The sequence below is a fragment of the Halobacillus halophilus genome (genome assembly GCF_020171985.1).
Lineage (GTDB): Bacteria > Bacillota > Bacilli > Bacillales > Halobacillaceae > Halobacillus > Halobacillus halophilus_A.
On record NZ_JAIVAL010000001.1, the window covers coordinates 33607 to 46083 of the forward strand.

The 12477-nt window shown below is 39.8% G+C and carries 14 protein-coding genes; 9 read left to right on the plus strand and 5 right to left on the minus strand.

The genetic code is table 11. The features are described from left to right. The first annotated feature begins 123 nt into the window (after positions 1 to 123). Together LCM11_RS00175 and spoVM are read left to right on the plus strand one after the other, a co-directional pair. Positions 124 to 786 carry a thiamine diphosphokinase gene (locus LCM11_RS00175; RefSeq protein ID WP_224892291.1) on the plus strand — a complete coding sequence of 221 codons (663 nt, stop codon included), beginning with the start codon at positions 124 to 126 and terminating at the stop codon, positions 784 to 786. A gap of 43 nt (positions 787 to 829) precedes the next feature. Further along, complete coding sequence (spoVM, locus tag LCM11_RS00180; RefSeq protein ID WP_139205836.1) at positions 830 to 910, plus strand: stage V sporulation protein SpoVM; 81 nt, start codon at positions 830 to 832, stop codon at positions 908 to 910. A gap of 93 nt (positions 911 to 1003) precedes the next feature. Here the strand turns inward: spoVM and rpmB are convergent, their stop codons facing one another. After that, on the minus strand, positions 1004 to 1192 hold the full coding sequence (gene rpmB / locus LCM11_RS00185) for a 50S ribosomal protein L28 (RefSeq protein WP_014643160.1): 189 nt from the start codon (positions 1190 to 1192) through the stop codon (positions 1004 to 1006). Positions 1193 to 1436: 244 nt separating this feature from the next. On the opposite strand from rpmB, the gene LCM11_RS00190 reads away from it, so the two are divergent. Further along, positions 1437 to 1799 carry an Asp23/Gls24 family envelope stress response protein gene (locus LCM11_RS00190; protein WP_089752923.1) on the plus strand — a complete coding sequence of 121 codons (363 nt, stop codon included), beginning with the start codon at positions 1437 to 1439 and terminating at the stop codon, positions 1797 to 1799. A gap of 30 nt (positions 1800 to 1829) precedes the next feature. Beyond that, positions 1830 to 3494 carry a DAK2 domain-containing protein gene (locus tag LCM11_RS00195; RefSeq protein WP_224892292.1) on the plus strand — a complete coding sequence of 555 codons (1665 nt, stop codon included), beginning with the start codon at positions 1830 to 1832 and terminating at the stop codon, positions 3492 to 3494. A gap of 70 nt (positions 3495 to 3564) precedes the next feature. Here the strand turns inward: LCM11_RS00195 and LCM11_RS00200 are convergent, their stop codons facing one another. Both LCM11_RS00200 and LCM11_RS00205 read right to left on the minus strand, forming a co-directional pair. Continuing rightward, positions 3565 to 4407, minus strand: a complete 843-nt coding sequence (locus LCM11_RS00200) for an STAS domain-containing protein (RefSeq protein ID WP_224892293.1) — start codon at positions 4405 to 4407, stop codon at positions 3565 to 3567. Positions 4408 to 4635: 228 nt separating this feature from the next. Then, positions 4636 to 5973, minus strand: a complete 1338-nt coding sequence (locus tag LCM11_RS00205) for a sugar porter family MFS transporter (RefSeq protein ID WP_224892294.1) — start codon at positions 5971 to 5973, stop codon at positions 4636 to 4638. A gap of 229 nt (positions 5974 to 6202) precedes the next feature. Here LCM11_RS00205 and LCM11_RS00210 point away from each other — a divergent pair, with 229 nt between their 5' ends. From LCM11_RS00210 to LCM11_RS00220, 3 genes are all read left to right on the plus strand, one after another. Beyond that, positions 6203 to 6964: an SDR family NAD(P)-dependent oxidoreductase gene (locus LCM11_RS00210; protein WP_224892295.1), complete on the plus strand. Its 762-nt coding sequence runs from the start codon at positions 6203 to 6205 to the stop codon at positions 6962 to 6964. Positions 6965 to 7046: 82 nt separating this feature from the next. Further along, the gene (locus LCM11_RS00215; RefSeq protein ID WP_224892296.1) at positions 7047 to 8084 is read left to right on the plus strand and encodes a DUF2332 domain-containing protein; all 1038 of its coding nucleotides are present in this window, start codon (positions 7047 to 7049) and stop codon (positions 8082 to 8084) included. An 83-nt stretch (positions 8085 to 8167) separates the two neighbouring features. Further along, on the plus strand, positions 8168 to 8614 hold the full coding sequence (locus LCM11_RS00220; protein WP_224892297.1) for an Hsp20/alpha crystallin family protein: 447 nt from the start codon (positions 8168 to 8170) through the stop codon (positions 8612 to 8614). 96 nt (positions 8615 to 8710) lie between these two features. Here the strand turns inward: LCM11_RS00220 and LCM11_RS00225 are convergent, their stop codons facing one another. Continuing rightward, complete coding sequence (locus LCM11_RS00225) at positions 8711 to 9244, minus strand: DUF420 domain-containing protein (RefSeq protein ID WP_224893061.1); 534 nt, start codon at positions 9242 to 9244, stop codon at positions 8711 to 8713. Positions 9245 to 9387: 143 nt separating this feature from the next. On the opposite strand from LCM11_RS00225, the gene LCM11_RS00230 reads away from it, so the two are divergent. Together LCM11_RS00230 and uvsE are read left to right on the plus strand one after the other, a co-directional pair. Beyond that, positions 9388 to 9654, plus strand: coding sequence for a hypothetical protein (locus tag LCM11_RS00230; protein WP_224892298.1), 267 nt, complete (start codon positions 9388 to 9390; stop codon positions 9652 to 9654). Between the two features lie 109 nt (positions 9655 to 9763). Next, a complete protein-coding gene (uvsE, locus tag LCM11_RS00235; protein WP_224892299.1) occupies positions 9764 to 10735 on the plus strand; it encodes a UV DNA damage repair endonuclease UvsE in 972 nt (323 codons plus the stop codon). Positions 10736 to 10833: 98 nt separating this feature from the next. Here the strand turns inward: uvsE and rlmN are convergent, their stop codons facing one another. Further along, positions 10834 to 11919 carry a 23S rRNA (adenine(2503)-C(2))-methyltransferase RlmN gene (rlmN, locus tag LCM11_RS00240; protein ID WP_224892300.1) on the minus strand — a complete coding sequence of 362 codons (1086 nt, stop codon included), beginning with the start codon at positions 11917 to 11919 and terminating at the stop codon, positions 10834 to 10836. Positions 11920 to 12477 lie beyond the last annotated feature (558 nt).

The window sequence follows — 12477 nt, forward strand, 5'->3', positions numbered from 1 at the left end:
CGTTCCCCTCAGGACCTAACTCTTTCACTAGATATCTCGAAACTGAGTCTTAACAAACGGGAGCTTTACTTTAAAACCACGACGAAGTTTATAACCATTCATTAAGTAAGGAGGTGGACCTCTTTGGCGAAATCAATAGCGATTGTAGGAGGCGGTCCAAAAGCCTATATCCCCGATTTAAAATCATTCGACCAAGAAGAGCGTATTTGGATTGGAGCTGATCAGGGGGCCGAAGTTCTCCTTGAACATGATATATGTCCGGACGTATCCATAGGAGATTTTGACTCGGTGGATCAGGCCTCTTTGGAAAGAATTAAAGAGAGATCCATCCAGTTTAAGCCATATCCGAATGAAAAAGATGAAACGGATCTTGAACTTGCGATCAATCAGGCACTTAATTGGAAACCAGAGCATATTCTATTATTCGGGGTGACGGGTGGAAGAATCGATCACTCAATGGCTAATTTGCAACTTCTTTACCCTTTATTAAAGAAAGGAGTACGCTGTACAATAAGGGACCATCAAAATCAAGTGGAATTAGCAGCTGAAGGTGAGCATACGCTTAAAGCAGATCATGAATTTCCTTATGTATCCTTTTTACCGATGACCCTTGAAGTAACTGATCTTACCCTTCAAGGTTTTTATTATCCTCTGCAAAATGCCCATTTACCTTATGGTTCAACCCTATGTGTCTCTAATTGTCTGATTCATAATACAGGTACTTTTTCATTTCGCTCAGGCATACTATTAGTAATAAGAAGTAAAGACTTGACTAATAGAGGCTGAAACAAGCATTCTGCATTAGCTTGATATAGGAGGAGGGAGCTCTTTGAGATTTTATACGATCAAACTCCCAAGGTTTCTCGGGGGCCTGGTACGCGCAGTCATAACTACTTTTAAAAAAGATTAACAAAAAAAGCACCCCGGAAGGGTGCTTTTTTTGGTCGAAGAACCTCTTCGACACGGAGCGCAAGTAAATCTTACGCTGATAGGAAGTCTTGAATTATACGCGGGTAAGTTTACCTGACTTCAATTCACGTGCTGTTACATAAACTTTCTTCGGCTTGCCATCTACAAGAATACGTACTTTTTGCAGGTTAGCTTTAAACTTACGTTTATTAGCGTTCATTGCGTGTGAACGGTGATTTCCAGTGTTTGTTCCTTTACCGGATATTACACTTTTACGTGCCATATGATAATCCCTCCTGTTACATACATAAATCTTCAGATACTTAACTAATGTATCATACCCACTACATGTTTGCAATATAGTGAAAAGAATTATATCAAGAATTTTCTCTTGACAGATACTTTCATTTGTTTCAAAGTATAATAGGGAAATCAGATACAATTTTTGAAAAGTGAACGTCTAATCAATTGCCTACCTTGTGTTATAATAAGAGCACGAAGTTGAGGAGTTTAAAAGGAGGATTCATATGTCTGTTGATCTCACTAATCAGTATGGTCATATTACGATCAGCAATGATGTCATTTCTACAATTGCAGGAGGGGCAGCCGTGGAATGCTACGGAATTGTAGGCATGGCGTCCAAGAATCAAATCCGAGACGGGTTATCGGAAATGCTGCGCAAAGAGAACTTTTCCAGAGGGGTAGTGGTCAGACAAATCGATGACCGCCTTCATATAGATATGTTTATTATTGTGAGCTATGGCACGAAGATTTCCGAAGTCGCTCATAACGTTCAATCACAAGTGAAATATACATTAAATAAAACGGTAGGCTTATCCGTGGACTCTGTGAATATTTACATTCAGGGTGTTCGCGTGACAAGTGAATAGGTTTCGTTGTAGTCAAAGGAGGAAGCAAGCGTGACGTTACAAAATATAGACGGCAAAACATTAGCCGAAATGATCTTACAAGGAGCTCATAACCTACAAAAGAACTCCCAAATGATCGATGCGTTAAATGTATTTCCTGTCCCGGATGGCGACACAGGGACGAACATGAATTTATCTATGACTTCAGGGGCAGACGAAGTTAAAAACGTGGAAGAAAATCATGCCGGGGCAGTTTCGAAAGCCTTCGCTAAGGGACTTTTAATGGGAGCCCGAGGCAATTCAGGTGTCATTCTTTCTCAAATTTTTCGAGGCTTCTCAAAAGCTATTGAAGAAAAGGAAGTCTTAACAACCAAGGATTTAGCAGAGGCTTTTGAAGGTGGAGTAACCACGGCCTATAAAGCAGTGATGAAGCCTGTCGAAGGTACGATTCTTACTGTAGCCAGAGAATCAGCTGAAGAAGCTGCTAATCTGGCTGAAGAAGAAGAAGAGATTATTTCTTTCATTGAAGGTGTAGTGAATGCAGCTCGTGAATCGTTAAAAGGAACCCCGGAACTGCTCCCTGTATTAAAAGAAGTAGGTGTAGTGGATAGCGGCGGGCAAGGTCTTTTGACTATTTACGAAGGATTTCTCGCTAACCTAAGAGGGGAAGAACTCCCTGAATTAGACCAAAGTGTATCAATGGATGAAATGGTTAGTGCAGAACACCATAAACTGGCACAGGATTTCATGAACACGGAAGACATTGAATTTGGGTATTGCACAGAGTTTATGGTGAAATTCGAAGAAAAGAAGTTAGAAGAAAATCCATTTGATGAAGAAAATTTCCGTCAGTCATTAAGTGAAATGGGAGATTCGCTGCTCGTTGTTTCGGATGAAGACTTAGTTAAAGTACACGTTCACGTGGAATACCCTGGAGAAGCCATGAATCTCGGTCAGCAGTTTGGCAGCTTGATTAATATGAAGATCGAAAACATGCGCGAACAGCATACCTCCATTGTCGGGAATAAAAAAGAGGTTCAAAAGCCTAAAGAAAAAGCTGAATACGGTATAGTTACAGTTTCCATGGGAGATGGCATTAAACGGTTGTTTGAAAGCCTTGGCGCAAGCGTTGTCATTCAAGGTGGCCAGACGATGAATCCGAGTACCCAGGACATTTCTGAAGCCATCAAACAGGCGCACGCAAAGCACATTATTATTCTTCCTAATAACAAAAATATTGTTATGGCAGCCCAACAGGCTGCAGATATGGCTGAAGAAGAAGTAGCTGTGATCGCTACAAAAACGATTCCTCAGGGTATGAGTGCTCTTTTAGGGTTTAACCCGGAAGCCGATCTTGATACAAACAAAGATGAAATGACCAGTCTTATGGGAGAAGTAAAGACTGGCCAGATTACGTATGCCGTAAGAGACACCCAGATCGAAGGGCTATCGATTGAGAAAGGCCATTTTATGGGAATAGCCGATGGCAAAATATCCGCGACTGATAAAGACAAATTCACGACCGCAAAGACACTTCTTAACCAAATGATTGATGAAGATGAAGATGAGATCCTCACCATCATATCCGGTGAAGAAGTGGCTGAAAAAGAGGTAGCTGAATTGGAAGCCTATGTGGAAGAGACGTTTGAAGATCTTGAAGTAGAGATTCACAAAGGCGGACAACCGATTTATGCTTATATCTTTGCAGTGGAATAAGAAATAAGGAAGCGATATTTTATAGCTTCATAAAAGAGGAACCTATTGAAAAGGTTCCTCTTTTTTATGGCTAAAAATTAAATTCCTTTAATGCTTGCTGGAGGTTGCCTTTAACTTTGAGATGACTTGGCTTCAAACCTAATGATACCATCGTATGAGAGATTTCTGGGCGTATCCCGGTTATAATCGTTTCTACACCTATTAAATCAAGGGATTCGATGATTCTAAACAGTTGATTAGCCACCATTGTATCAATTGTAGAGACTCCTGAAAGATCTATGATCAAATGATCTAGATGCAACTTTTCTGCCTGGCTCAGCGTTTCCTCCATTAAGTAATGAGCTCTCTCCGTATCTATTGCACCAAGCAAGGGTAAAATGCCTGTACTTGGACCAAGCGGAACTACAGGAACAGATAAAGCAAGATAAGAGGTCCGGGCACTCTCAAGTGACTGCTGCAAAGAGGTTACATAGGAATGACCAAAATGATACACAGCTGTATCCAGTAAAGGATCTATGATCGCGCGTATCTTAAAGATCGTTTCAGCTGAGAATTGATTTTTGATCGAGTGATGTCGGATAAACTTCCATAAATAATCTCTATAGAAACTTGTATCTTTTAAAGATTCATCCAAGTCTGCTCCTAATGAAAAGAAATAATTTCCATTCTCTTCTGCCCATTTTTTTATTTTATTGGAGGAGGTATGGGAATCTAATTGTTCTGCTAATGATTCTCCAAAAATCTGTATAAATTTGACTCGGGTATCGATAACATGTTGTTCGATTTTCTGAAAATCCAAGTTTTGCGCAGAGGTCATTTGAACTTGAGCCATGCGTTCATCGTGAATTTGCTGAGCAATCTTATTCTTATGTTGTAAAATTAATTCCCCGATTAGTTGCGGTCCATTTGACATATATTCATTCCTCTCTCTATCTAAAAAAAGTTGAATCCTGGTAGTCTTTAGATCTATTGTAACTTATTTACATAAATCAGGATAATAGTAACTGTTTACTTAATTAAATTGTTTTTATTCATTCGATCCAATAGTATGAATGAACTTACCAGAATCATTAAGGAAGTTTGAATTCCTCATGTAAAAAGAGCACTATGATAGCATAGTGCTCTTAAAAACAAGAATTATCTATGAAGCTTCACCTCTTAAATCCCTTTCGATGTCCTCCAGACTACGTCCTTTGGTTTCAGGTACAAATTTCATGACAAATAAGAAAGCAAGTACTCCGATCCCTGCAAATATGACAAAAACCCATGCTGTTCCCAGGGCTCCCAGCATAACAGGGAAGAAAAGCGACACAATCAGGTTAGCTAAGGAAAGTAATAAAGTGGTGAAGCCTGTGGCTGCTCCTCTCGCTTTAAGAGGGAATAACTCAGGCAGCATTACCCAGACAACAGGTCCCCAAGTTGCTGAGAAAAACATGATAAACAATCCTAAGAATACCACGGTCATCCACGCTATAGCTGTGGTCAGTTCGGCTGTGAATAATATCGTCGCAAGCACGGCGAGGCTGAGGGTCATCCCCACATTTCCTATTAGCAGCAATTTCTTGCGGCCCAATTTGTCAATCGTTGCAATAGCAACCAGCGTCATTAGGACGTTAACGATACCAATTCCCAGTGTACCTAAGATCGAAGCCGCATTTCCAAGCCCGGCTTTAGTAAAAATAGTGGGCGCATAATAAATGACAGCATTGATCCCTATAAATTGCTGGAAGACCGCAATTCCGCTTCCGACAAGCAGCATAGGGCGTACCCATTTTGATTTCAGTACGTCCCAAGTACTTTCTTCGACCTCTTCAATCTTTTTCATTTGTTTAATCTCGTCATCAATTTCACTTTGCTGACGAGTAAGAGCCATGATTTTCCGGGCCTCTTTTTCACGATTATGTTTGATGAGCCACCTTGGGCTCTCTGGCATAAATAGTACTCCAATCATTAAGATAAGAGCAGGTACTGAAGCTAGTCCAAGCATCCAGCGCCAGCCTTCAATGGGAGTGAAGGCGTAATTGATTAAGTAAGCAAGCACAATACCAATGGTGATCATCAGCTGGTTAAGGGAGGCAAGTGAGCCACGCTGGTGTGTAGGTGCCATTTCCGATAAATAAACGGGTACAATGGCTGTTGAACCACCGACAGCTAAACCTAGAATGACACGACCAGTAATCAGAATTCCAGCGTTAGGTGATAGAGCTAATACTAATGAGCCTATTAAGTAGATGAGCGCAATAACAAATACTACGCGTCTCCTCCCGAAGCGGTCTGATACATACCCGCTCATTCCTGCACCAACGATTGCCCCTACGAGCAGTGAACTTACAACTACCCCTTCAAGAAAGTTGGATAGCGGAATGTCCTCATTAATGAATAAAAGCGCACCTGAAATCACCCCAGTATCATATCCATACAGCAAACCGCCTAAGGCACCGAAGAAAAATATCCAGCCCTTACTCAAGTTCTTATTCATAGAATGTAACCACCTTTTTACAATTTTGTGTGTCCAAATATTTTCCACTGGAATGGAAAGCGCAAACATGAATGTATGAATTTAACAAAAATATTGAAAACTTAATAAGTTTCACGATAGTAACTGGACAAATATTTTTGATGTAAGTCTTATCATTTGCCTTGTAAGGAATGGGAAGGGTTATGATAAGAGGGAATCATATATCATAAAAGATGCAGGAGGATTTAATATGAAGTACACAGTTATTACAGGAGCCAGCTCAGGTATAGGTTATGAGACAGCTCATGCCTTTGCAGCGCGCGGCAAACATGTAATTGTAGTCGCTCGAAGAGAAGAAAAGCTGGAAGAATTAAAACGTGAGATTCAGAAAAATTACCCTGATGTAAATGTGCTTGTAATGCCAGCAGATCTGTCAGTATCCGAAAATGTTTATCAATTATACGAAGACCTTAGTGAGTATGAATTAGAAACATGGATCAATAATGCTGGATTTGGTAATTTTGATCCTATAGCTGAACATGACCTCTCTAAAATAGAGAAGATGCTTCGATTAAACAACGAAGCTCTAACAATTCTCTCTTCCTTATTTGTGCGAGATTATGAAAATAAAGCAGGAACCCAGCTTATCAATGTCTCCTCAGGCGGAGGTTACACCATCGTGGCTAACGCTGTAACCTATTGTGCAACGAAGTTCTTTGTGAGTGCGTTTACGGAGGGACTAGCCCAGGAGTTATCTGGTAAAGGAGCTGCCATGCAGGCTAAAGTACTCGCACCGGCAGCTACTGAAACGGAATTTATAAATCGTTCGTTTGATAATGATGAGCTGAAATACGAAGGAAATGTCCCTCAATACCATACAGCTAAAGAAATGGCTCAATTTCTATTAGAATTATATGATAGCGAGCAAGTAGTTGGAATCGTGGATGGAGAAACCTACGAGTTTCATTTACAAGATCCTATTTATCCGTATGTGTCCCGCTCTACTGATTAAGATTCATGAATAAAAGAAAAAGCGCAATTCAAAACTCTGAATTGCGCTTTTTTGTTTACATACTACTGGAGGGATAAGGAGCATGAATAGCAAGTTAGCCAGTATCTACCGTACATTTGCTCAAGAAGAGTGCAGAGGAGTAAGCCGCTTATATGAAGTACTAGCCAGGAATATTGCTGAAGATGAGGATATTCTGAAACTCTCTGAAAAAGCAAATAAAGGACAGCCCGTACCTAATTTACTTTTTGGAGCTGTACACTATTTATTACTTCAAGGCAAGCCACATAAACTTAACCATTTCTACAGAAGCATTACGGAGCAGCCAGAAAATCCTGAAAATGTCTTTCCATATTTTAAAAATTTCTGCAGGATGTACTCGAAGGAAATTGAATCACTTCTGAAGACGAAATTAGTACAGACAAATGAAGTACGCAGATGTGCTTATCTTTACCCGGTTTTTTGCGAAATTTATCGCTTAACTAAAAAGCCTCTGGCTATGATCGAGCTTGGTACTAGTGCGGGGTTACAATTGTTATGGGATCAATATTCATATGCATATGGAGGAGAAGAAGTATATGGAAACAGGCAATCATCGCTTCTTTTGTCTTCAGAAGTAAGAACAAGTTCTACCCCTTTTTTATTAAAAACGTCTCCACCTGCTGGTAAACGGATCGGAGTGGATCTGAATGTTTCAGATTTGTCTAATCAAGAAGAGTACTTGTGGTTAAAAGCCCTGATTTGGCCTGAGCATAATGAACGAAGGCTGCTATTTGAGAAAGCTGCCTTACATTATGCTGAAAATCCCCCGCAGCTTGTAGAAGGGGACGCTGTTGAACTTGTGCCAGAACTTGCTGCAATTGTATCTGAGAGTGAAACCCTATGTATTTTTCATACCCATGTTGCTAACCAGTTTTCACCTTTGATGAAAAAGAAATTGCTTTATAAAATCCAGGATATTGGCAGACGAAGGGATGTATTTCACATTTATAACAATATGGATGATCAGAAGCTCCACGTAGACGCTGTTATCAATCAGGAGGAACAAAAGCATACCATTGGACGGACCGATGGACACGGCCGCTGGTTTGAGTGGCAGTCTCCAAGTATCAGGTTTGAGTAAATTCTTTCACTTACATTGGTGAATCTGCCCAGAACCTTCTGCACCACCCAACATAAATTGTTAGGAAAGCAAGGGGGATGAGTATGATGAGTAATCAGGATGAGCAATTTCCAAAACTATTGAATGATGCCTTCCATAAAATCGTCCGATCAATGGATTCGTACTTTAGTCAGTCCATAAAACAACTGGGGGATTTTTTACATGAGCATACCTTTCCAGTTACTCTACAGGAAATCAATAACGAGGTCATTATTCAAGCGCAGCTTCCTGAAGCTGAACGGAGTCAGATTGAAGTGGAGATCATAGGAAACCATATACGTATTGCTGTTCAACATTCAGAAGTTACCGAAATGAGGAATGACCAGCGCCATCAATATCAAAGGCAGCAGACTCGGCAGGTTATGGAACGGACGGTTACTCTGCCTTTCACCATTTCTGAAAAAGAAACAATGGCGCATTTCGAAAATGGGATTTTAACGATTAAAACTCCAAAAAGAAATTCAAACAGTGGGTATATAGATATTAACTAAAGCTTTTCCTTAGGGAAAGCTTTTTTCATGCTTCCCCAATTTAAAAGAGCCTGCATCTTGGAATCCATTTCCAAACGCAGGCTCTTTTCGTTATGATTAATAGTATGGAGAGATCATTAAGTACACAATCACTCCTGTTAAACTCACGTACAGCCAAATAGGCATGGTCCATCTTGCAATTTTACGATGCTTGTCTACTTTCATAGCTAGACCTCGGAACAGAGTGATCAAGGCGAGGGGAACAATGACAATAGCCAGTAAAATATGAGAAATAAGGATGAAGTAGTAAATATACTGTAAAACCCCTTCACCTCCATAGGATGTGGACGAAGACATAGAGTGATACGTAAGATATGAGACTAGAAAAAGGGCTGTAGTTGTAAACGCTGCAAATATAAAACGCTTATGCCACATCACATTTTTGCGAATGATCATAAAAAGCGCAGCCAGTAAGAAGACAAAAGTAAATGAATTTAATATCGCATTCAAAAGGGGAAGCAGCTTAATGTTGAAACCAGTCCCACTTTCAATTTCAGGAACAAACAATAAAGCTAACACAATGAGATTGATCGCTATAGAAAGACCAACCACCCATGGAACATAATTAAAATCCTTTTTTAACTCCACTATGATTCACCACCTCAAAAAACAAGTCATGTTAAGTATATCGAAATAAAGCTTTCACTTCATTAAAGAAAGGAAGGAAAAGGTGACGATAATGTTACATATCAACATCTTATGAGAAATTTTTTGAAGATAAAGGAGGGTAGAGTATGAGATTTGAAAAGAAAAACCAATATCTTTATATGGCGCTGGGGCATTTGGGAATGATCCTTGTAGGCTTAGGAGTTATGAGAATGATGGCTGTAATAAATGATTCAGCCGGATTTGCGTTTACCTTTTTTGGATTTTTGTTAATGAATATTTATATAGTCGATCTAGAAAAGAAAATGGGATTTAGCAAGAAGGAGAAAGGGGTTTTCACCGCTGTATTTATCACAATATTTTCAGGTTTATCGTTGTGGCTGTACATAGTGTGAACCTGTTAATGAGGACATTTTGTATTTCATAGTTCTTTTCATCAGGTGTTGTTACATAATCTTTGCGGGTTCGCAGAAACTAGGTTAAAAATGAACCGGGTGATGGCAGATGACATTATACAGACTGGGCTATGTGGCCATGAGCGTTAATCTTCAAAATGCTTCCCCATCTCAAACCATGACGTATAAACGGTTTTCATCGATTCGAGACCGCGAAGCAGCGGTTAAAAAACTTGAGCGGCTTGCTCAATCCAATATACAGAACTGTATAAGACTCTTAAAGCATAATAAAACTCATGATATCTCATTTTTCAGGTTAAGCTCCCGCCTGGTGCCACTTGCTACCCATGAAGCATTAGAAAAGTGGAATTACCTTTCAGCCATTAAAGAGGATCTTAGCGAGCTTGGAGTTTTAGCTGAAAAATGGGGGATAAGGCTTGATTTCCATCCTGACCATTTTGTGGTCATGAACTCAATCGATAAAGAAATTTTCAAGGCATCAATGAAGGTTCTAAAATATCACTATCTTTTACTGCACCACATGGGTCTTGATCCAACTCATCGATGTGTCATTCACCTGGGAGGAAGGTACCAGGATAAAGAAAAATCGTTGGAACGCTTTATAGACAACTGGGGCTTCGTTCCGAAGGGTATTCAAAAGATGATCATGATTGAAAATGACGATACATCGTACACACTGGATAATTGTTTGTACGTTTGTGAGAAGTTAAATATCCCTCTTGTTTTTGATATCCATCACCATTTGGCCAATTATGACAACGAACAGTGGGATTACAACTGGGAACGTGTATTACATACATGGTCCCGTTCACCCTTACCCGTTAAAATGCATATATCCAGTCCGAAAAGTCAGCACGAATTTAAAAGTCATGCAGATTTTGTGGATGTGGAATTATTTCTTGATTTTGTTACAAAAACTGCCGGATCAACCGATCAAATTGACTGTATGATCGAAGCTAAAAAGAAGGACGAAGCACTTTTTGTATTAGTAGACGAACTGAAAAAACATCCGAATGTAATTATGGAGAGCGAAAGTACATTTAGATGGAAAGCAGATTGAGAAAAGTATAAAGCAAATGACGGAACTAAATAGAAGCAGCGGTTCTATGAAAAGAAACGAAACACCGTAAGAAAGCATGAGGCCTAAGCCTCATGCTTTTAGTTGGTTTGTAATTTTTTTTGTTTGCGTGCTTTTTCTTTTTCAATTTGTTTACTTCTAAGCTGACCGCATGCTGCATCAATATCTGTTCCATGTTCGGTACGGACACCGCATTTAATGCCGCGATCCATCAATGTTTGATAAAAGGTAAGAATGGATTCTTTCTCACTACGTTCATACGGATTATCCGCTACAGGATTGTAAGGAATCAAGTTTACGTAAGAGAGATGCTTTTTATTTTGTAGAAGATCAGCAAGTTCTTCAGCTTCTTTCTTATGGTCGTTAACGTCCTTAAGCAAAATATACTCAAAGGTTATGCGCCGGTTCGTTTTTTCGAGATAATAGTCAATGGCCGGCATAAGCTTTTCGAGTGGATAAGCGCGGTTGATTTTCATAATTTCTGTTCGCAGCTTGTTGTTCGGCGCATGAATGGAAAGCGCTAGATTGATCTGGATACCTTCGTCGGCAAACTCGTACATTTTAGGTGCAATTCCACTTGTAGAAACAGTAATGTGACGAGCACCAATAGATAGCCCTTTTTGATCGTTAACCACCTTAAGGAAGTCGATCAAGTTATCATAGTTATCAAATGGTTCACCTATTCCCATTACCACAATGTGGCTTACCCGTTCATCATTCGCTTGTTTGTCTAGGTGCTGCTGCACCTGCATAATTTGCTCGACAATCTCACCGCCTGATAAATCACGGTTTTTTCGCAGTACGCCACTCGCACAGAAGGAGCACCCGATATTACATCCTACTTGTGTTGTAACACATACGGATAATCCATAGTTAAATCTCATAAGAACAGTTTCTATAATATTTCCATCATGCAATTTGAACAGAAATTTTACCGTTCCGTCTTGTGATTCTTGTTTTATTTCCTCGGTTAACGTTTCAATTGTAAAATGTTCCTGTAGAAGATCAATACAAGATTGGTTCACATTCTTCATTTGAGAAAAATCAGTTATGCGCTTTTGATAAAGCCAGTTCCAGATTTGTTTAGAACGGAATTTTTTCTCACCATGCTCTGTGACCCAGTCCGTCAATTGATCAAACGTTAAACCATAAATGGATGGTTTCATAAATACGCTCCTCTTTAAAAAAGTTCACTATTTCTATCATAATGGATACAGCTATAACTTACAACCTTCCACTAAATGTTATAATTTTTACTTAATTATAGACTCTCCTAAACTTCCATGTTGATATTAAGATAAAGCTCCCGTTACTTGAAGACTCAGTTTCGAGATAAACGGGTCCGTTACTTTATGTGGAAGAGGGGTGGTGGGGAAATGACTCGCTTTCCTATGGGGGAACGGTGAGCTTCCTCTCTCGTTTCACTCGCTGCGGGATCTCACCTAGTTCCTTCTCCCATGGGAGTCTCCCCATTTCCCCACCAGCCCAACCATAGGCAGAAAAACGGACCTATTAAAGAAGAGGAATTGTTCATCACTCATTTCAGCAAACGCCTTTATATCAGCGTTTTCAATTGAAATGAAGCAAAAAGCAGGAATTAATTCCCTGATATCATGATAACTAAGAAGATATGATGCTAAGTGGTTTCGAGCCTCTTGTTCGGCCAGGTCCGGAGGGGGACGATGAAGACTCCTGTGGGATAAACATGATCGGTGAGACCCCGG

What these genes read in the sequence shown, in the direction of transcription:
- rpmB (WP_014643160.1), bottom strand. Translation starts at nt 1,192, where the DNA reads ATGGCACGTAAAAGTGTAATATCCGGTAAAGGAACAAACACTGGAAAT.
- LCM11_RS00190 (WP_089752923.1), top strand. Translation starts at nt 1,437, where the DNA reads ATGTCTGTTGATCTCACTAATCAGTATGGTCATATTACGATCAGCAAT.
- LCM11_RS00200 (WP_224892293.1), bottom strand. Translation starts at nt 4,407, where the DNA reads ATGTCAAATGGACCGCAACTAATCGGGGAATTAATTTTACAACATAAG.
- LCM11_RS00205 (WP_224892294.1), bottom strand. Translation starts at nt 5,973, where the DNA reads ATGAATAAGAACTTGAGTAAGGGCTGGATATTTTTCTTCGGTGCCTTA.
- LCM11_RS00210 (WP_224892295.1), top strand. Translation starts at nt 6,203, where the DNA reads ATGAAGTACACAGTTATTACAGGAGCCAGCTCAGGTATAGGTTATGAG.
- LCM11_RS00215 (WP_224892296.1), top strand. Translation starts at nt 7,047, where the DNA reads ATGAATAGCAAGTTAGCCAGTATCTACCGTACATTTGCTCAAGAAGAG.
- LCM11_RS00220 (WP_224892297.1), top strand. Translation starts at nt 8,168, where the DNA reads ATGATGAGTAATCAGGATGAGCAATTTCCAAAACTATTGAATGATGCC.
- LCM11_RS00230 (WP_224892298.1), top strand. Translation starts at nt 9,388, where the DNA reads ATGAGATTTGAAAAGAAAAACCAATATCTTTATATGGCGCTGGGGCAT.
- uvsE (WP_224892299.1), top strand. Translation starts at nt 9,764, where the DNA reads ATGACATTATACAGACTGGGCTATGTGGCCATGAGCGTTAATCTTCAA.
- rlmN (WP_224892300.1), bottom strand. Translation starts at nt 11,919, where the DNA reads ATGAAACCATCCATTTATGGTTTAACGTTTGATCAATTGACGGACTGG.